Origin of the sequence: Nostoc sp. (assembly GCF_036917355.1) — a bacterium.
Taxonomy (GTDB): Bacteria; Cyanobacteriota; Cyanobacteriia; order Cyanobacteriales; family Nostocaceae; genus Nostoc.
Genome location: NZ_JBALDP010000045.1, coordinates 116,116 through 135,751, shown reverse-complemented (window position 1 = coordinate 135,751; position 19,636 = coordinate 116,116). Strand labels below are relative to the sequence as shown.

At 39.5% G+C, this 19,636-nt stretch carries 19 protein-coding genes and 1 pseudogene; 12 read left to right on the top strand and 8 right to left on the bottom strand.

Annotated features, from left to right (window positions below; all coding sequences use genetic code 11):
• The first annotated feature begins 94 nt into the window (after positions 1-94).
• Both V7K53_RS13340 and V7K53_RS13335 read left to right on the top strand, forming a co-directional pair.
• Positions 95-739 (top strand): class I SAM-dependent methyltransferase, encoded by a 645-nt coding sequence (locus tag V7K53_RS13340; RefSeq protein WP_335197966.1) that lies wholly within the window; start codon positions 95-97, stop codon positions 737-739.
• Between the two features lie 134 nt (positions 740-873).
• Positions 874-1,329, top strand: coding sequence for an EVE domain-containing protein (locus V7K53_RS13335; RefSeq protein WP_335197965.1), 456 nt, complete (start codon positions 874-876; stop codon positions 1,327-1,329).
• An 80-nt stretch (positions 1,330-1,409) separates the two neighbouring features.
• Here the strand turns inward: V7K53_RS13335 and V7K53_RS13330 are convergent, their stop codons facing one another.
• The 3 genes from V7K53_RS13330 to V7K53_RS13320 form a co-directional block, all read right to left on the bottom strand.
• Positions 1,410-2,234, bottom strand: a complete 825-nt coding sequence (locus V7K53_RS13330) for a zinc-dependent peptidase (protein ID WP_335197963.1) — start codon at positions 2,232-2,234, stop codon at positions 1,410-1,412.
• Positions 2,235-2,318: 84 nt separating this feature from the next.
• Entirely contained in the window at positions 2,319-4,241 is a 1,923-nt protein-coding gene (locus V7K53_RS13325) for an Hsp70 family protein (RefSeq protein WP_335197962.1), read from the bottom strand.
• 14 nt (positions 4,242-4,255) lie between these two features.
• The gene (locus V7K53_RS13320) at positions 4,256-5,155 is read right to left on the bottom strand and encodes a hypothetical protein (RefSeq protein ID WP_335197961.1); all 900 of its coding nucleotides are present in this window, start codon (positions 5,153-5,155) and stop codon (positions 4,256-4,258) included.
• Positions 5,156-5,308: 153 nt separating this feature from the next.
• Between V7K53_RS13320 and V7K53_RS13315 the strand changes: the two genes are divergently transcribed.
• The 6 genes from V7K53_RS13315 (at position 5,309) to hpsP (ending at position 13,123) form a co-directional block, all read left to right on the top strand.
• Entirely contained in the window at positions 5,309-6,100 is a 792-nt protein-coding gene (locus tag V7K53_RS13315) for an SAM hydrolase/SAM-dependent halogenase family protein (RefSeq protein ID WP_335197960.1), read from the top strand.
• A gap of 372 nt (positions 6,101-6,472) precedes the next feature.
• The gene (locus V7K53_RS13310) at positions 6,473-7,249 is read left to right on the top strand and encodes a glycosyltransferase family A protein (RefSeq protein ID WP_335197959.1); all 777 of its coding nucleotides are present in this window, start codon (positions 6,473-6,475) and stop codon (positions 7,247-7,249) included.
• Positions 7,250-7,745: 496 nt separating this feature from the next.
• Positions 7,746-9,401 (top strand): hormogonium polysaccharide biosynthesis protein HpsL, encoded by a 1,656-nt coding sequence (gene hpsL / locus V7K53_RS13305; RefSeq protein WP_335197958.1) that lies wholly within the window; start codon positions 7,746-7,748, stop codon positions 9,399-9,401.
• Positions 9,402-9,671: 270 nt separating this feature from the next.
• Complete coding sequence (gene hpsN / locus V7K53_RS13300) at positions 9,672-10,652, top strand: hormogonium polysaccharide biosynthesis glycosyltransferase HpsN (RefSeq protein WP_335197957.1); 981 nt, start codon at positions 9,672-9,674, stop codon at positions 10,650-10,652.
• Between the two features lie 45 nt (positions 10,653-10,697).
• On the top strand, positions 10,698-11,873 hold the full coding sequence (hpsO, locus tag V7K53_RS13295) for a hormogonium polysaccharide biosynthesis glycosyltransferase HpsO (RefSeq protein ID WP_335197955.1): 1,176 nt from the start codon (positions 10,698-10,700) through the stop codon (positions 11,871-11,873).
• A 77-nt stretch (positions 11,874-11,950) separates the two neighbouring features.
• Positions 11,951-13,123: a hormogonium polysaccharide biosynthesis glycosyltransferase HpsP gene (gene hpsP, locus V7K53_RS13290; RefSeq protein WP_335197954.1), complete on the top strand. Its 1,173-nt coding sequence runs from the start codon at positions 11,951-11,953 to the stop codon at positions 13,121-13,123.
• 2 nt (positions 13,124-13,125) lie between these two features.
• On the opposite strand, the gene V7K53_RS13285 is transcribed toward hpsP, so the two are convergent.
• The gene (locus V7K53_RS13285) at positions 13,126-13,839 is read right to left on the bottom strand and encodes a hypothetical protein (protein WP_335197953.1); all 714 of its coding nucleotides are present in this window, start codon (positions 13,837-13,839) and stop codon (positions 13,126-13,128) included.
• Between the two features lie 435 nt (positions 13,840-14,274).
• Here V7K53_RS13285 and V7K53_RS13280 point away from each other — a divergent pair, with 435 nt between their 5' ends.
• Together V7K53_RS13280 and V7K53_RS13275 are read left to right on the top strand one after the other, a co-directional pair.
• Positions 14,275-14,913 (top strand): peroxiredoxin, encoded by a 639-nt coding sequence (locus V7K53_RS13280; RefSeq protein ID WP_094348143.1) that lies wholly within the window; start codon positions 14,275-14,277, stop codon positions 14,911-14,913.
• A gap of 114 nt (positions 14,914-15,027) precedes the next feature.
• Positions 15,028-15,486: a Uma2 family endonuclease gene (locus V7K53_RS13275; protein ID WP_335197952.1), complete on the top strand. Its 459-nt coding sequence runs from the start codon at positions 15,028-15,030 to the stop codon at positions 15,484-15,486.
• A gap of 562 nt (positions 15,487-16,048) precedes the next feature.
• Here the strand turns inward: V7K53_RS13275 and V7K53_RS13270 are convergent.
• On the bottom strand, positions 16,049-16,966 hold the full coding sequence (locus tag V7K53_RS13270) for a pentapeptide repeat-containing protein (protein ID WP_335197951.1): 918 nt from the start codon (positions 16,964-16,966) through the stop codon (positions 16,049-16,051).
• Positions 16,967-17,262: 296 nt separating this feature from the next.
• Entirely contained in the window at positions 17,263-17,421 is a 159-nt protein-coding gene (locus V7K53_RS13265; RefSeq protein ID WP_335197950.1) for a hypothetical protein, read from the bottom strand.
• A gap of 234 nt (positions 17,422-17,655) precedes the next feature.
• On the opposite strand from V7K53_RS13265, the pseudogene V7K53_RS13260 reads away from it, so the two are divergent.
• A pseudogene (locus V7K53_RS13260) lies at positions 17,656-17,952 on the top strand (Uma2 family endonuclease); the annotation flags it as partial.
• Between the two features lie 354 nt (positions 17,953-18,306).
• On the opposite strand, the gene hypA reads toward V7K53_RS13260, so the two are convergent.
• Positions 18,307-18,648: a hydrogenase maturation nickel metallochaperone HypA gene (gene hypA / locus V7K53_RS13255; RefSeq protein WP_335197949.1), complete on the bottom strand. Its 342-nt coding sequence runs from the start codon at positions 18,646-18,648 to the stop codon at positions 18,307-18,309.
• On the bottom strand, positions 18,630-18,965 hold the full coding sequence (locus tag V7K53_RS13250) for a hypothetical protein (RefSeq protein WP_335197948.1): 336 nt from the start codon (positions 18,963-18,965) through the stop codon (positions 18,630-18,632). The genes hypA and V7K53_RS13250 overlap by 19 nt, the downstream gene beginning before the upstream one ends.
• 250 nt (positions 18,966-19,215) lie before the next feature.
• On the opposite strand from V7K53_RS13250, the gene V7K53_RS13245 reads away from it, so the two are divergent.
• Entirely contained in the window at positions 19,216-19,407 is a 192-nt protein-coding gene (locus V7K53_RS13245; RefSeq protein WP_335197947.1) for a hypothetical protein, read from the top strand.
• Positions 19,408-19,636 lie beyond the last annotated feature (229 nt).

Below are 19,636 nucleotides of genomic sequence, written 5' to 3'. Positions count from 1 at the left end.
ATCCTGCTGTTATTAAAATATGTTACATAGTGTTTGTGAAAAAATATCTGAAATTGCCGCAAATTTCGCAAACAGTACTCCAAAACAGAGATTTATGCAGTTAAGACCGAATCAGCGCCTGAAATTAGATGACACAGACGATAAACTGTTCTACGCCTATCCTCGCTTCGTCACCCATGTCGATGAAGGATTTATTCAACAGTTAACGGATTTATACCGCGATCGCCTCAAACCCAACACCCGCATTTTTGATATGATGAGCAGCTGGGTGTCTCATCTACCAGAAGAGATAGAGTTTGACCATGTGGAGGGGCACGGACTCAACGCTGAGGAATTAGCACGTAATGCCCGCTTAAATCATTACTTTGTGCAAAATCTTAACGAAAATCCGCAGCTACCTTTACCAGATGGAGATTTTGATGCTGTTCTCAATTGCGTATCTGTGCAATATATGCAATATCCCGAAGCAGTATTTTCCGAAATTTATCGCATTCTGAAACCCGGTGGTGTGGCAATCATCAGCTTTTCTAACCGGATGTTTTTTGAAAAGGCGATTCAAGCTTGGCGGGAGGCTTCAGAATCACAGCGAGTCGAATTAGTCAAAGCTTATTTCGCGTCAGTTTCAGGATTTACAACCGCAGAAGTTATAGCTCATAAATCAACATTACCAAATTTATTACAGTGGTTAGGTGCAGCTGGAGGAGATCCGTTTTACGCCGTTATAGCTTACCGTAGTTAAGTCAAATATTCATTAGTGCAAGAAGGCTTGTAGTAAGCACTTTAGTGCTTAAAAAATAAGGACTAAAGTCCTTACTACGAACTTATTTACCTACTCAAAATTAAAATGCTTTTGTATATGCATAATTTCTGTAAATGAATTATTGGTTAATGAAATCAGAACCAGAAGCCTATAGCATTGTTGACCTTCAACAGCAGAAAGAGACTATCTGGGACGGCGTTCGCAATTATCAAGCTCGCAACTTTTTGCGCCTTATGGATGAAGGAGACTTAGCTTTTTTCTATCACTCCAGCACGAATCCTCCCGGTATAGCTGGGTTAATGCGTGTAGTGAAAAAAGATATTGCTGACCCGACCCAGTTTGAGCCAGAAAGTAAATATTACGATCCAAAATCAAGTTCTGAATCGCCTCGGTGGCAAACAGTTGTAATGGAATTTGTTGAGGCTTTTTCTAACCCCATCTTGCTATCAATACTCAAAGAGAAGTTTAGTGCCCAAGAGTTAATGTTGCTGAGACAAGGAAATCGATTATCAGTGATGCCCGTCCCTGAAGCAGTAGCTTTGAAGATTCTGGCGATGAAAAACTCCTAGTTAAAATAATTCGTAATTCGTAAAATATTTTGAAGGAAGGTTGATTAACTGAACATAATCTGATTTATTAATTACTTAGTTCACACCCATTGCAAAGGATCTAATTGATAGTAACGTTGCAGTTGCTCATAAAGTGCCGGATGCTTAGACAGCAATTGGTGTGGTTTCTCAAAGAATGTCTCAGTCGCTACGGCGAAAAATTCTGCGGGATTTGTTGCACCATAGCTATCCATTACCGTCTTTGCACCTTGTAGAACATCATTACAAAGTTGCTGATATTCTTCTGTCATCACCTTCGCCCAAATAGCATAGTCTGAGTTGTTTTGCAGTATGGGAACTCCTTCAGCTTTACCATCTTCTTGATCTAACTGATGGGCAAATTCATGTAGCACAACATTACGTCCATCTCTCCAGTTATTAATGTCTTGTTTCACCTGTTCCCAAGACACTACTACTTGGTCATTTGTCCACGATTCACCCAGTCTTGCTACACGCCTTTCCTCAACAACATATTTTCCGACGGAATTCGTTTCCTGAACAAAATAAGCGTTGGGATACACCAGAATTGAACGAAGTCTGGGGAAGTACTGCCCACGTTCATTTAATAGAAGCAAACAGGCAACAGCAGCAAGAGTCAGTTGCATTTCTTCCGTTATCTGTAATCCTCTACAGCCAATAAATTGCTTTTCTGCTAAGAATACTTGAATATGTCCCTGAAGTCGTCTGATTTTATCGGGAGAAAGACAGAGATAAATGGGAAGATTATTCTCAATAATGGCATTCCAAAGTGGGGGAAAAGGACGATGTTTAAGACGATTCCTTCGCCTTTTTACCAGAATCGGATTGAGTAAAATCCCAGCGATAATCAACCCAATGATAAGAAAGAAAACTATTATTTTAATCATTGACTTTTGATCAGCTTACATATTTAATTCACTGGGAAGCAGAAAATTTAGAATAATGTTATTGTTGTGGCTCACTAACTACCGCTATTGGATCAGAATTATGCAAGATTGAACCTTGGTGGAAAGGCTATTTTGAAGTCCTTGCTCAACTTTAACAATCAGTTTATCAAAAGCCTCTTGATTTGCTGTTAGTTGCTCTTGAAGAACTTTTTCTAACTCAGGCTTTATTTGCTCACACATATTCTCAATTTTTTTGTCGCTCAAAAAATTAGAACGCATCCAACTAGGGACATCCACATTTGTCTTAATTACTTCTTGAACACTCTTACGATTTAGCTCCATTCCTGCTGCCATCACCGAAGCCCCATATACTAGTGCAATCGGCCAAGTTAAATGTCCAGTTAGTATGAGAGTGATGATGCTAGCCACTGCGCCTCCACCAATTACTACATTCACGATAAATGCTACTGTCTCAGCCAGAATAGCATCTCCAATTTGTAATTCTGGGTTAACAAAAGTTGGGTCAATACTATCCTCGAACCTTAAGCTGCTTCTAGGTATCTGAAACTTTCGACAGATTGGATCGGTTTGTGCGGCTAAATCTGGTTGTATTTTATTGCTAAACCAAAAAGCGCATTGATGATTAATTATCTGCACGGCGCGATCGCTTTTGAGCCACTGTTCTGCCCTACCGATCAAAGCTGTTTCCAAATCGGCTAAAGTCCGTATTTTGTTTTTTTGCCAATCTTTTAAACCTGGTTTAACTGCGTTGACAATTAAGCCATCCGCCAAAGGCTTAGTTAGTGATGCGATTAACTCTGGAATATGCCTTTCAATCAAACCTTTAAGCTGATTCGAGGTAAACAGTTTGTTCACTTCTTGCTTAAAAGCAGCAGCACGCAGATCCCATCGTCCTACTCTTGCTAAACCCATAGCAATGCACCGTTCTGGTTCAGGATCGGGGCGAAGCAGGGTTTCTGGTTCGGGAAATATTTCCTGACAAAGAATGTGCGTGAACTTCATGCGAGATGCACCGCCAGTCATCAACAAAAGTTTCGGCACGATTCCAAGTTTTTCCAGCTTTTCTTTTGCCTCCTTTAAAGAGTCACGAAATGATTTAATCCAACTATGATTTTCCAGTTCAGGTAAGGGTTGATTTAAAATTTCCTCCATCATCAATTTATTTACTTGGGGAATAAAATAAATCTGTTCGTTGATTGACTCGAACCCACGCGCAAAGGATTCAGAATCGCTGTATAACTGTTCATTAGAAAAGTAATCTTCTTTAGCTTTGCGGCAAGCAAGTTCACAACGAGCTTGGTGATGTGGATATTCCTGAAATACTTTTTCGAGTAATGCTTTTTGTTCGTGGTTGGCGAGAGTCCGGGCAAAAATAGCTTTGTCAATTAGGGATGCACCTAAAGTATTACTCCCGAAATCTATCGGGATTTCTTCTAAACTTTTAACCAGAGTAAAATCTGTGGTTGAAGAACCAATATCGACAATTAGCACCGATGCCAGAAGTTTGTCATACTCCAACTTCCCGGCTTCCTTGGCTTGCATGAAAGCAGCCCGCGATTCGGGTACAACATTGAGTTGGTGAATGCCAGCTTCTTGAAGTAGCTTTTGATATTCGGTGCGATCGCTAACTGACCATCCTGAAGGGCAACCAATGTAAAAATAGCTACTTTCTCCACCTGCAAGTTGTTTGCTTTCTTTCAAAAGGCGGTAGTAGGTTGCCACAAAAGTGCTAATTGTTTCTCGATATTTGGGATCGTTGTTGGGCTTTTGCTTGAAAGAAATTGTCAGTTGGGTAACACCAGCTTGAATTAATGCTTGTTCGCCGACCAGATAACCGAGTTTGGGATGCCAACCAAGGGCTGTAATTTGGTTCTTCTTGTTATTAATCTCCAACATCTGGGGAGGTTCGATGCTTTCCACGATCGCTTTAGCTACAGCCGTTTCACCGTGTCCCAAATCAAAACCGATTGTTTCTAAAATTTCCATACCCTTATTGTCTATTATTCTCTAGCAGAGGAATATGCTGGTTCAATTACCCTACCGCGTCTAATCAAGCGATCGCCTTTCAACAAAGCCGGTGTTAGAGTCACGTGTTCTTTGGTATCGGGGTCGATACTTGGCTCAAAGTCAAAATAATCGCGATCGCTATTCGATCGGTAAATTTGAGCGTTAATTCCCTGAGACATTAAAATCTGTGGCAGAAGTTTCGCCAGTTCATAAGCCATTTGGGGTTTATCAAGTTTGGATGCGCCCATTAGTCTTTGGAGAAAATTCAATAGCTCTGGCAGTTCTTCTATTGCTAAGTCGCCTTCATGTTTATTTGATTCTTCTACTCTAGCCACTGCTAGGTCAATAGTGTTGAGAGCATCGCCAAGATGATCTAGAAATACTTTGCTATCAATCCGAAGAATCGGTTGAGGTAATTCCAATACTCCTTCAGATATAGAATTATTTTGCTGGTTGTTTGATTCGAGTTGAAGTACAATTTCTAGTCCGATAAGTAGAGAGGTTAATAAGATAGCCATCCACGCACCTGGGGTAGTTTTAGTTAAGGAAAACAACGAACCCAAGATGCCTATATAAATTAGTCCCTTTAGCAGTTTCAGAATGAATCTGCTGCTAAACAACTTTGTCCCTGTATTAGTAATTTGCCATTGTTCTGTTGGAGCAACTTGAACATAGTTAGCCGCAGCCAGAGTGGCGATAGACTGCCGCAGCGTATCCAGGAAAAAGGAAGCCAGACGAACTTGAGCCAAATTAAGCTTTTCAATGTAAATTCTTTCGAGATTATCGAGCCGATTTTGAACCAGTTTAACTATTTGCTCAATGCCGATTGTATTATCAATATCTATCTGGAGTTGGTTGCGTTCTTCGCTAAAAAGTGAAGTAATTGTTTTCATTGCGTTGATTAAGACTTTAACGTTATTAATTAGGAGTGAAATGAACACTCGTTTTTTCATTTCACCCTGTAATCAGATAATGACGAAATAATTCATAATTACTAATTATGAATTAGGTTGATTGCAAATTACCCCATCAAAAGGAGGAGCAGAATGTTTATCTGCGTCATTGCAGACTACGGTACAGGAGATCCGGCATTTACTGAAGTCACACAACGTCTGCTGATGACTTTTCCCCATGCCCAAATTCATTTGCTTTCGGTTCCAGCATTCAGTACCTTAGCAACGGGATTCTGGATTGCCCAACTAGGACTTAACCCTGGCCCTAGCGATCGTCTAATTTATCACAACTGTGCGCCTCGTCAGGACGACCCTGAAGCTCGTCGAGATAATGAAGGTGAAGGGCTAACTTATGCCCTTCTATCCAATGGTGTAAAAGTAGTGGGTGTGAATGCAGGCTACACCCTCTCATTTATCAAAGACCATACAAAGGAGTTGCGAGTAGTCAACGTTTCCCGTGGTGGTTCGCAGTTTCGCTCGCGGGATGTATTTCCTCCGGCTGCGGCTGCGATTATGAATGAAGATTTTAGCATTCTGGGAGATAGCCTCAAGAGCGAGCAAATCCCAGATGTTCCATCAGATCGCATTGCCTGGATTGATGGCTACGGCAACATTAAAACAACTATTGGGGCACATACAGTTAACTTGGAGCCTCAAAGCAAGATCGCAATCCGAATTGGAGATGTGGTTAGTGATGCGGTATATTCTGATGGCAGTTTCAAGGTGTCTGAAGGGACTTTAGCCTTTGCTCCTGGTAGTTCCGGTTGGTCAAGAGGCGATTCAGGAGAACCATTGCGCTTTTTAGAGCTATTTTTGCGAGGAGGGAGTGCTTGGGAACGCTTTGGCCGTCCTCGTGTGAATCAGCAAGTAACTCAAATTGGGTGAAATTGGGTAATTAGCCTCTGTGTACTGTCAGTAGACCGAAAAGTTTTCCAGAACCCTTACCAGCCATTGATTAGAGTTTAGGAACACAATTTGCCTAAAGTCTGCTTTTCAAGGAACGAGCGTTGTTGGTGGTTTAAGGGGGCAGTACAAGCGTAGGCGCAGCTCGCACTTCGACATGGTTCGACTCCGCTCACCAGTCGCTCATTGACCATCGTAAACATCGCGATCGTCAACAGAAAAACTTCGTCTGAAACCCTCATTCTTTCGTTAACTTACAAAATTTTTCGATCTACTGACATTTAGTCTTAGCGTCAGTCTTAACGTGTTATTATTTGCTTCGAGATTCCTAGCTGTTTGTTCTGATAAAATACAGTGCTTGTTTTTGTTATCCCACTCAAAAGTGCACAAGTTTCCAACTCCTGGGAGCGTGTTACACAATTATTTGAAAGATGTGTTAAATCAGTTTGCAATCAAACTTCACCTAACTTTCACGTTATTGTTGTTTGTCACGAAAAGCCCAAAATAGAATTTACTCATCCTCATATTACATACATTACAGTTGATTTTTCCCCTCCAAACGAGCCTACTCCTGTAGCCAAAGGAGACACAGATAAAGGGCGTAAAATCTTAAAAGGATTGATGTATGCTCGTCAATTTTATCCCACTCACACGATGACAGTTGATGCTGACGATTGTGTGAGTGAAAAGTTAGCGAAATTTGTTCAACAACACCCTGATTCTAATGGATGGTTTATAAATAAAGGTTATAAATATCAAGAAGGCAATAATTACATCTATATTAAGAGAAGCAATTTTTATAAAATGTGCGGTACTTGTAACATTATTCGATATGATTTGAATGATTTGCCAGAAACCGCAGAATATAATCGTGGCTACGGATACTATAAATATTATATAGACCACGCTAAAGTCAGAGATATTTTAAAGAACAAAGGAAAATCCATTAAATCATTACCATTTCCAGGGGCGGTTTATATTTTGGCAACAGGAGAAAATCTTTTTGAAAATTCAAAAAGATTAAGATTTAGCATTTTTAATCGTAAATTATTAAATCAATCATTGAGAGACGAATTTGGATTATACAATCTACAGCAATCCAAAGAGATTTATCAACTATCAGAATTGTAAATTGTTTTTGAAAAAATCTCATAAATGGTCTTATCTGACAATACGGTTCAGTTAAGGAGAATTGTAGGTTGGGTTGAGGAACGAAACCCAACATTTTCAGTGGTTTGTTGGGTAACACTAAAGTTCAACCCAACCTACGCAGTTTATGGTTTTTGACGCTAACCCAAGCGTATTGTCTTATATGGTGTGTTAGCGGCGTGTAACGTACCAAAAGCTTGAAATTGTGCCGTAGTTTCTGCGCTAACACAACGCCAGTTACTACAACTTAAAGCCTTCTCTTCTCCCAAAGGGAGACGCTATGCGTAGCTTGCTTCCCTGTAAGGGTACGCCAACGGCATGACTTCTCTACGAGACTACGAGAGGCTGCGCCAACGCTTAGAGCAAGTCTCATGTGTCGGGAACCTCCGCAACGCACTGGCCCTACGTGTATTTTAAAATCAAATATTAGTCCTATATAATGGAGTATTTTGCGAGGCTGATAGGCTACAGTGCCACTATGCCAAAATTTAAACCAAAATCTCAGAAATCTAAAAAATCGAAAAAGCAGGCTAAAAAGGAAACTTCTACCCTTAGTCTCAAAGAACAGTTAGCCCAAAAGCGCAAATCTGCTCAAGTACGTAAAGAACTCACTAGCTTACTCACCACCGCCACTTTTGGCGGTGTCTTCGTTGGCATTCTACTTTTTTTCGTAGCTGGAATTAAAGCAGCAGTCCCTGGCGTGTTAGGGATAATAGTCATGTCCCTTTCCTACAAATATCCGCGCCAAGCCCTATATGCTTTCATCATTTACATACCTGTGGGAGGTACTGTTACCTACTACTTGGGCAATAGTCCCATACTCCAATTAGCTAAAGATGCTTTTTACGTTCCAGCGCTAATTGGACTTTGGCAGACTTGCCGTAGACAGGGGCTACCTATAATTATTCCCAAAGGTATTAAAATCCCACTTTATATTGTTTTGGCTTGCAGTCTGCTAACACTGTTGTTTGTCAATGGTGGACAGCAATTTAACCCGCCTAGTGCAGGACTATTAGAAAAAGCAGCCCCAGAAATACCATTAGGTATGGGAATTCTGGGATTAAAAGTATTTTTAGGCTATGTCCCCCTGATTGGTTGTGCCTACTATCTAATTCGCGATAAGCGGGATTTTCTATTTTTATTGCGCCTCCAGATTGTCCTCACACTGATTTGCTGCGCGCTGGGATTTATTCAATATTTTTTACTACTAACTGGTGTATGTCAGGGTACTAGAGGTCTTGAAGGAGATGCTTTATTTAGAGCAACACTTGAAGCCCGATGTTATTTTGGTGGAGCGCTAGTATATAGTCCCGAAGAAGGAGTTATTCGCCTACCAGGGACATTTGTAGCTCCTTGGCAGTGGGCATGGTTTTTAATTTCTAGCACCTTTTTTACCTTTGCCACCGGCTTCACCGATCCCTCGCCAATATGGCGGATCATCGGTTTAGCTTCTATAGTGGGAGTCTTTATCGATGCTGTCATCTCTGGGCAGAGAATCGCCTTAGCTTTAGTACCAATCTGCTTTGGGATTTTGCTATTGCTTACCGGACAACTTGGCAACCTGAAACGATTTATCCCCATAGGCGTAGGACTTGCCTTTATTCTGGGAATTGCGATGGTGAGTAACCCTGCTGTCGTACAAGAGAGAACCGAGAGTTTTATCAGTCGTTGGAACGCTTCACCACCTCAAGATTTTATCATCCAGCAATTTGAAGAAAATTGGAAAAACGTAGACGGGCCATTGGGAAGCGGCTTAGGACGAGCAACTAACTCTGCCCGTGTGATGGGTCAAACTAAGCTTGTGGAAACTTACTACCCCAAAGTACTTTATGAAGTGGGAATTTTTGGATTACTAGCGTTTCTGGGTTTGGTAACAAGTTTAACAATTCTGGGCTTTAAAACTTATCGCTCTATAAAGAACCGTAATTTCCGTAGTTCCGGAGCAGCTTTGTGGGTGTTTATATTGTTTATTAGCACCAACACTTACTACTATCCTCTGGATGTCGATCCTGTTGCTGCCTATTATTGGTTTTTTGCGGGAGTTCTTTTTAAGTTACCAGAACTGGAGAAACAAGATAAGGAAGATGCTAACCCTGAGCAAAAAAAGAAGAAAAAACGTTTAAAAACAATTTAAGTGAAATGAAAATGGCTAAAGATATGATTGAGGGTCAAAAATACCTCAGTATTTCAAACCTACCTCGAAATTCTCGCCATACACTTATTTTTCGATGATACTTATTGATGGGTAAGCAATTTCGTAGTCAGAGAAAAGAATGAAAGTAAGGTTTTCCAAAATCCGTGAAAATACAGTATGTAAATTAAAGCAATAGCCGCTTACTGAATTTCATGAAAATTAATTTCTACAAGGCTATTATAAAAACAGTAAAATTACTTAATAAAGGTTATGAATAATTGGCCATTAGTTACTGTAGTTATCCCGACCTACGGACGAGAGGAAGCGCTACGCGATAGCATTGTGGATGTCTTAAAACAGGACTATCCAAATTTTGAAGTTTTAGTTGTTGACCAAACCGCAAAACATCAACCAGAAATTCAAGCCTATCTAGAAGAGATGGCGGAGGCAGGTAAAATTAAATGGTTGCGCTTAGATTGGGCAAGTTTACCAGGGGCGCGGAATTATGCTGTCCGGCGGTCATCTGGTGAAATAATATTGTTTATTGATGATGATGTTCAGTTAACCCCTGGATTGGTAGCAGCCCATGCGAAAAATTATGTGCAAAACCCAGAGGTGGGGGCTGTAGCCGGTCGGGTCTTTGACAGAATGAAATTAGGTGATTCTGGAGGAGATTTACAGATTGAATATCTGCCTCCCGAAGCTATGGACCCAGGAATTGCTTGGTATCATATTGATTTGGTACATACCATCAAACCCCAACAAGTGCTGACAGCGAGGGGTTGTAATATGTCTTTTCGCCGCGAAATTTTTACGAAGTATGGATTGAGGTTTGATGAGAGGTTTGGCGGGAGTGCAGTGCGCGAAGAGTCAGATTTTTGTTTGCGGGTGAGACAGACGGGGTATAAGATTTGGTACGACCCAGAAGCCCATTTGGTGCATTTAGGCGAAGAAACAGGGGGTTGTCACGATATTAGTATGCGATCGCTCAAATATCAACTCACCTTTTACCACAACCATTTTTTACTAGGACTGAAAAACCTGACTGCAACTCAAGCTTTGCGCTTATATGGTCGTTTATTTGACTGTCACGTTCTCGGACGCCCACCTTGTCACAAAAGTGGTTCCCCCATCAAAATTGCCACTCGCGCTATTTTCTACATTTTGGGTTTTTTCAAAGCCTTGGGTACTGTCATCCAATCACTATGGAACGATGGTCAAATTTACAGTCGATTGGATGAACAAGTTTAGTTATTAGTCATTGGTCATTAGTCATTAGTGAATAACAAAGGATAGATGAAAATCTTAGTTGCTAGTCACACTTATATCGTAGACCTCAACTGTGAGAAATTACGCGCTTTATCTCAACTAGAACCTGACATTGAAGTGACAGTTGTAGTCCCAAAGCGCTGGAAACCAGGCGGTGTACAAAACAGAATTATTGAAACTGAATACCGTGATGAAGGCAGATTTAAAATAGTTCCAGTTTCTAATTTTAGTCAAAATCATCAGGGACTTCTTACCTTTGGCGCTGATTTAATATCTTTATTAAAACAATTTCGCCCGCAAATCATCCAAGTTGAACAAGGTTCTAGAGCCTTGGCTTATACTCAAATGATTGCCTTAAATCAGCTATTAGGACTCAAGGCAAAAAATGTATTTTTTACCTGGTGGAATCTTCCTTATGAACTGAAACTACCAATTTCTTTATTAGAAAAATATAACCTCAACCACAGCCACGGCATTATTTCTGGCAATCAGGATGGAGCAGAAGTTTTGCGACAACGGGGATATACAGGTGCAATTAAAGTCATGCCACAACTGGGTGTAGATGAAAGTTTATTTACTCCCAAAGCCAAACCAGAGTTAGCAGCTAAGTTGGGCATTGATAAAGATGATTTTGTAGTAGGTTTTGTAGGGCGCTTTGTGCAAGAAAAGGGTTTATTAACGCTTTTGCAAGCCTTAGCTACTTTGAAAAATAAACCTTGGAAATTACTGTTATTAGGACGCGGCGAGTTGCAGACTGAATTACTCAAAATCGCGGCAGAAAACAATATTAAAGAACGATTAACTTTGATAGAAAGTGTTCCCCATGATGAGGTTGCAAGTTATATCAATTTAATGAGTACTCTAGTATTACCTTCAGAAACAACTTACAAGTTTAAAACCTTAACTTCTGCTGGCTGGAAAGAGCAATTTGGTCATGTGCTAATTGAAGCGATGGCTTGCCAAGTTCCTGTGATTGGTTCTGATTCTGGTGAAATTCCCTATGTAATTGGTGACGCTGGCTTAGTTTTTCCTGAAGGTGATGTTCAAGCTCTTGCTAATTGCTTAGTTCAATTAATGGATAAACCAGATTTTGCTCATACTCTCGGTGAAATGGGTTATCAAAAAGCAATGATTCAATATACAAATAAAGCTTTGGCTAAACAGCAATTAGAGTTTTATCAAGATTTAGTGATTAGTCATTAGTTATTGGTCATTAGGTGAATAACAAAAGACAAATAACTAATGACAAATGACGAAGGACAAATGAAAAATGAAAAAAAATGAAAATATTACAAATTGTCCCCTCAATTTCTCTAATTTACGGTGGGCCGAGTCAAATGGTACTTGGATTAGCTCCAGCATTAGTAAAAGAGGGAGTAGAAGTTACAATTCTCACAACTGATAGTAATGGTGATAATGGTCAAACACCTCTGGATGTTCCCTTAAATCGCCCAATTAAACAAGATGGCTATGAAATAATTTACTTTCGTTGTGCGCCGTTTCGTCGCTACAAATTTTCCCTCGATTTATTAAACTGGTTAAAACGTCATGCTCACGAGTTTGACATAGCACACATTCACGCTCTATTCTCGCCAATAATTAGTGCTGCTGCTCTTGTGTGTCGTCAGCAAAAACTACCTTATATTTTCCGTCCTTTGGGTACTCTCGATCCGGCTGATTTACAGAAGAAAAAGCAATTAAAACAGCTTTATGTCGCAATTATAGAACGTCAAAATTTAGCTAGTGCAGCAGCAATTCATTTTACCAGCGATCAAGAAGCTAAAGTATCAGAACGATTTGGAGTATCTACGCCAGATTTGGTGATTCCCTTGGGTGTGATTCCCCGTCAATCTTCTATTAAAAATGTATGTAGTCAGTTAGAAATACCAAAGGATGTACCGTTGGTGTTGTTTATGTCACGAATTGACCCAAAAAAAGGGTTAAATTTGTTGATTCCGGCGTTAGAGAAGCTGTTAGCGGTTGGTTATAAGTTTCATTTTGTCTTAGCTGGGACAAATCCTCAAGATCCAGATTACGAACAAAAGATAATATCCCAAATTCAAAATTCACCATTGCGATCGCACACTACAATTACAGGTTTTGTCACTGGTGAACTAAAAGTTAGTTTACTACAAGCTGCTGATTTATTTGTCTTACCTTCCTACTACGAAAATTTTGGGATTGCTGTAGCTGAAGCGATGGTTGCAGGTGTACCCGTAGTCATTTCTGACCAAGTGCATATTTGTCAACAGATACGTGATAGTGAGTCTGGTTGGGTAGGCGCAACAGATGTGCAAGCACTGGTAGAGTTACTACAAGAGGCTTTAGAAAATCCCGCAGAACGCCAACGTCGGGGATTAAACGCCCAAAAATATGCCTTGGAAAATTTTAGCTGGGATGCGATCGCAAAGCAAACAATCCAAGCCTACCAAAAAATTCTCACAAACAAATGAATTTAACCCAACGCAGATAACAGCAGTTTTTGCCAAATAGGCGCTAGAACTGCTTTGACAACGATATCCGCAATCACAAAACCAATTCCAATTAACATATAAGTTTTCGGAAAGGGAGACTTAGGAACTTCGCCTCTGATGCGATTTAATAAATTTAATCCTAATGCAGCTAAAGCTACCCCAGTGGCGATAAACCCGATTATCCGCAGAAGTGACCAAGGATACCACCCTAAAATAGCTGCTAGCCAGGGTTTAGCACTAACTTTCACTAATTCTGCAACATAAAAATTCATGTAGTTCAGCATCCAAGTGCCGAATATCAATGCCGCACTACTTAAAGTGACAACGCAGAGAATACAAAAAATTCCGTATTGCAATAAATGGTCTGGTAGAAATAAACGGATTGTTCCTTCCATACCTTCTCCCGTGCGAATCCAGTGAAACATCTCTGTTGTGTATGACTGTCCACGGAGAATAACTTTTGCTGCTGTTTGTGGTGCGATCGCTGTTGCTATAATCACGGCAATACTCTGCAAAACTCCCCACAGTAACATCCACCAAAAAGCACTTTTATATTGTTGACGACGCACTTCTAAAAAGAAAATGGGATAGGGGACAGCAGCACCTAAAATCGGCATCAACCAGGGAACTCCAAAAACAAAACTCGCAGTGGTGCTGAGGATAACACCAATCACTAAAAAGATTACTATCATCATAAGTAATTCATAATTCAAAAATAATAAATATATTTTTAGTTTTTATTCGCAATTCGTACGTTATAAAAATTAAATTTTTAAGAGTTTGGAAACTTATCAAAATATTGTATCCATGCCAATAAAGGTTCCCGGAATTCTGCAATAATGTGGAAATGTTGTCACACAATAAGCCTAAACCTGCAATGGCTTGTAGTCAGCTATTGCCCTGATATTTGGAATTCTCTATGTAAAGAAAAACCTCTAAAAAACATATTAATTAAAAGCATACAGATGTATTTTAGTCAATAGTTTTTACCTCTCTTTCGTCCTTTATCCGAGAGCGCTGACAACCTAAAATTTTGTTTCAAACTGCTAAAGTCCGATTGGGAAATAGGGGTTTTATGTCATGATGGCATACTAGAATATATATGCCTTTCTAACTACAGGGAATCTCTCATGGCTCTCCGTCTAGGTGACACAGTACCCAACTTTACGCAAGCCTCAACACACGGCGACATCGATTTTTACCAATGGGCAGGTGACAGCTGGGTTGTGCTGTTCTCTCACCCTGCTGATTTTACACCTGTTTGTACAACAGAACTCGGCACAGTTGCCAAGCTAAAACCAGAATTTGATAAGCGCAATGTCAAAGCGATCGCACTCAGCGTTGATGACGTAGAATCACACAAAGGCTGGGTGGGAGACATTGAAGAAACTCAAAGCACCACTCTTAACTACCCAATTTTGGCAGATGCAGATCGCAAGGTTGCCGATCTGTACGACATGATCCACCCCAATGCTAATGCGGCTGTGACAGTGCGATCGGTCTTCGTGATTGATCCAAATAAAAAACTCCGTCTCTCTTTCACCTATCCTCCCAGCACGGGACGCAACTTTGATGAACTTTTGCGGGTGATTGATTCTCTACAATTGACTGATAATTACAGCGTGGCGACACCAGCTGACTGGAAAGATGGAGAGGATGTTGTAATTGTCCCCTCACTGAAAGATCCAGAAGTACTCAAACAGAAATTCCCCAAAGGTTATGAGGAAATTAAACCTTATCTGCGGATGACTCCTCAGCCTAACAAGTAAATCTGAGAATGATTTATGATAAAAAACAAAGACGCCAAGATATAACTTTGCGTCTTTGTTTTTTTGCGTGAGAATATAGTCAGTGGGCTAGCATCCGAACCTGGAGGAATGCCTATGTTCTCATCCCCTTTGGTTTTGCAAATTCCGTCATCAATGCAAATGACAGACGAACAATTTTTTGAATTCTGTCAGGTGAATCGTGATTTACGCATTGAGCGGAATAAATTTGGAGAATTGGTAATTATGCCTCCTACTGGTTCAGAGACAGGAAACCGAGAAGGTAATATATTTGGGTCGTTGTGGGTGTGGTCAGAAGAAGATACTACAGGTATCACTTTTAGCTCTAGTACCGGATTTAAGTTATCAACAGGTGCAGAACGCTCTCCAGATGCCTCCTGGATTAAACTAGGCATCACCGTGCCAAAACGGGAAAATTGTACGCTAAGGCTGAAAGCCATATCACCTAAGCATTTCAGCGATACTTGTGGTTATTCGTTGTTAATTGCTATGGCCCCGTTCACAATGCTTTCTATTAAAAGAGTTATGACATTAGTACTTAGCATCGCCTTTTGAAGTACCTCTATCGGCTTCACTGACTTTTCACGGGAAGTCCTCAAGCCTACTCAAATCGTAGCTGAATAATAATGATAATCAAGCTAAAGTATTGATACAAGCGACGTTTGTATCAGTCTTTTTATCCTCTACACGATAATCATTATTAGTAAAAAACTCGAATAAAAGTGAACTATAAATTTGGATACTCATTTCTGAAGCATATCATGAGTTAAAATCTCATTTTTTAGTTCAAATTACAGAGTTGAGCAAATTCTGGCATCGCAGAATGCGATAAATCAAGCCCTACAGCGGCGGGGACTGAGCGATACTTATGAACTTGATGTAGAGATTATCGGGCGGTACAGTTTGCGTCCAAAAGTTTAAGTGGAAAGATTGATATTTTATTTTGCTCGTTTATGATTCTTCTTATTCAAGACTATTATAATTGGATTATAGTTTGAACAGAGATACAAAGGTTGCAATCACTCTTCCGAAAGAATAAGCATTTCTGCCTCTTGGACGGCAACCTTTTACCTTAATGGGTGGGAAAATTTACCTTTAAGTTTCAAAAATAAGCTGATTATCTTTGAAAACATCCTTTCTTAATTTTACTAAAGATAAAAGGTCGCCTTAAATACTCTCCTAACCTAGTTTTGCAAGCAGGTAGTCCTAATTTGGCGCGAAATTCTTCGTTATATACCGCTTCTTCCCAATGTTGTGCCAATTTAATTTGCTCGGCTGTCAGATTTTTAGCATCACGAAAGTCTGTTCTATCTACGCTACTTTGAGTAAAGTCAACATTATGGAGGTTAGCACCTCTTAGATCATTTCCATCCAATTTTGCAGCATTTAATCTAGCACCACTTAGATCGGCATTCCTTAAGTTTACATTGACGATTGATTCGCTGTGGCTTAAATCAGCATTTTGTAAGTTTGCCGAGTGAAGGTTAGCATTGCCGAAGCTGGCGTAAGATAAATTAGCATGATTTAGATTTGCTTGTGATAAATCTACTTTTGTAAAATACGTACCTTTGAAGTTAGCACTACTTAAATCCGCAGCATGGAGATTACTATCAGAAATAAATAAGCCAGAGAGATTAGTACCAGAAAAGTTAACTGATTGTAAGTTAACTTTCTCTAACGAAACTTTATAGTCTACACTACAACTAAAATCAATATCACCGATTTCTGAGAATCCAGATTCTCCATGCTCATTTTCAGATTTATCAGTCCATCGCATCTCTGCTTGGCGTAGATCAGATCCTTGTAAATTTGCACCGTTTAATTTAGCATTAGTCAGTTCAGCTTCTCTTAAATCTACTCCAGCTAAATCAACATTTGTTAAATCTGCACCACCTAAGTCACACTTGAAACATTTTTTAGTTGTTAGTAACTGCTTTATATGATTGGGATTTGAAGTTCTTTTAGCCTCACAATCTGTACAACCAAAAAGGAAAGTGAGTAATATAGATGATGTAATTAACATTTTTACGTTCATATATACATTTAGTTTATACTTGGCTAAAAAGTTAATATTTACTGTTATTTTAACACAGTAAAATGTATTGAAAAGAACATTATTTCAATTTAATAAGTGGCTGATATTTACCTTTTTAAGCTTATTACTACTATATTATATTGCCCAAGTTTTAGTAAATAATCACAATCAGACAAAACCTCTTATCAACTTCATAAACAAATCCTTCCCTGTTTTGAACAGAGAAGAATTAGGAATAATTAGAAATCTTGTTGTGGCAATTCTAAATTAGATGACGAAAATATCACCTCCATCAATCAAAGGTTTATTAGATAGCGTTGCAATCTGCACCACGCCAAATCCAGTTTGATTGCCATCAGCATCAAAGAACAGCGCACCAGTAGAAGTGTTATAAATCGCTGACTAGCACTAGTCGCTCCTATAACGCCACTACCGATGAGGATTTGGTCTGCCATATTATTTCCTAACGTCCAACAAATTGGGGAAATTGTACGCTAAGGCTGAAAATTTTTGTATGTAAGGATTTGGGCTGTTATTTTTTGTTGGTGCAGAGTATTGTTACTACTCTGCACCAATCAACTGAGGGTAAACAGCCGCTTACGGGTGCTGTGAAAATTAGTGGCTAAAATGCCTGCTGGGTAAAGCTTTCAGCCTTAGCGTACAATTTTCCCGTTTTGGCACGGTGATGCCAACTAGAACGGTGGAATTCTCTGTCTCCAGAACAACAGCAAAAGTTTGCACCCATTTGTCCAGATTTTGTAGTTGAACTCAAATCTCCTAGCGACAACCTCCAGACTTTGAAAGAAAAAATGGAGGAATATATGAATGAGCCAGGAATACAGTTAGGCTGGTTGATTGACCGTAAGCAGCGTAAAGTTTATATTTATCGTCCTGGATTGCCAGAAGAATGTTTAGATAATCCTACTAGTGTTAGTGGCGAGTTGGTGTTGCCTGGGTTTATTTTGAATATGAGTAAAGTTTGGTAAGAAAATTTTATTTAAATTCAGGCTGGCCACGATACAGCAATTTAAATTGGGAAATTGCTGTGACATCAAAGGGTAATTGAATAGTAAAAGTGCTACCTTTGCCTAATAGACATATCCGAAAATAATCAAAGCCTGACGGGTATTTCTTGGGTAATGTTGCGCTTTTCCCAACAATCAGAACCCATGAACACAATAACTCGTTTGGCTGCTGGGTCGCCGTGGTATTCAAATAGTTGATATTATTTACCCAGTCATCGCAGCAAATTCATTCATGACTTTCTGGTTGATGTCTGCACAAGCTAGATAGTAAGGATTGACAGTTTCTCTAGCTTGAAAGAATATTCAGGCGATGAATCAAGACACTTCTAGAAAAGCTAGTTCAAACTCGTTGCCTTGACGCACTTCACAATAAGCTTGGTGACACTCTGGACATTCATTCAGTTCGCTAGTCGGGTGAAATTCAATGTTGCAATTTGAGCAATAACAAACAATAGGAATATTTTCTACTTGCAGTTTGGCATCTTCGGCTATTGTTCCTTTTTTGGCAACATCAAAGGCAACCTCCAAAGAATCTGGCACTACATCAGATGCCTCACCCACTCGCATTTGTACTAAACGAATGTGTTGAGCGCCTTCGTCTTTAGCTCGTTTAACAGCAGCATCAAGAATATTTTGCATCATGCCAACTTCATACATAATTTTTTCCTCGCAGTTTTGATTAAGTGGTTTATTTTATCAAATGCTATCTCTATTCCTTGTTCAGCAAGAGGTGATAGATTCTCATCCAATTCAAAGTTCACTCCTGGTACTGTCACCCACCAAGCTGGTGGACAATGACCTACAGGGCTTGACGCGGTATGTCCAGTGATAACATTGGAAGAGTTAGGTAAGAGCGATTGTACTTGCAGCTGGGAATTTTCGGACGCTAAATAAGCATCACCGTAACCAATTGCGATACCTACGGCGGGCGTTCGCGTAGCGTCTCGTAGAAAAGCCATCGCATTACAATTCATACTTCTTAGTTATCCAACCCTATTTTTAATTTAGATAAAAAACTTGAGGAACTTGTGAGGAAATATTTGAATTAAACAGTTTTTTGATCTATTAGAAATAAATTCTCAAAATTGAGTATTCAAAATAGGTTAAAATATATATATAAGCTGGTAAAATATTAGTAACAATCTGCAACAAACCTTAATATACAGGTTAAGAACAAGTGGGTTTTGTTAGCATATATTAGATGAAGTTAAGGAGGTAAATATCATGCACAAAGAATATATGGAAATTTTAGAATCATTAATTAATAAATTGACATTATCTGCAATATTAGAAATGTTAGAGCGAATATGTCACAAAAAAGCGGAACATCTGAGAACTCATTGGGAAGATGAGACTTCAGCAAAGCTTTGGGATAAAGCTGCTAGACAGATAGAACAGATAAATGTTGATGTTTGATTGAAGAAGAATTCAGAATTTAGCAGTCAGAATCAATGGGTAAATGATTCAGAGCCGCTATGTGTTGTCAATGAGTTTTATGAGCTTTTTGAGTGATGCAGATGGCTACCTATTTGCAAAACAGTATGCTCAAATGGATGATTGAGCATTAAATAATACTAGTTTGGTAATAAGTAAGTAGACATAATTAAATATAAAATAAACTCCTAGTTTGTAGTGAGCGATTTAT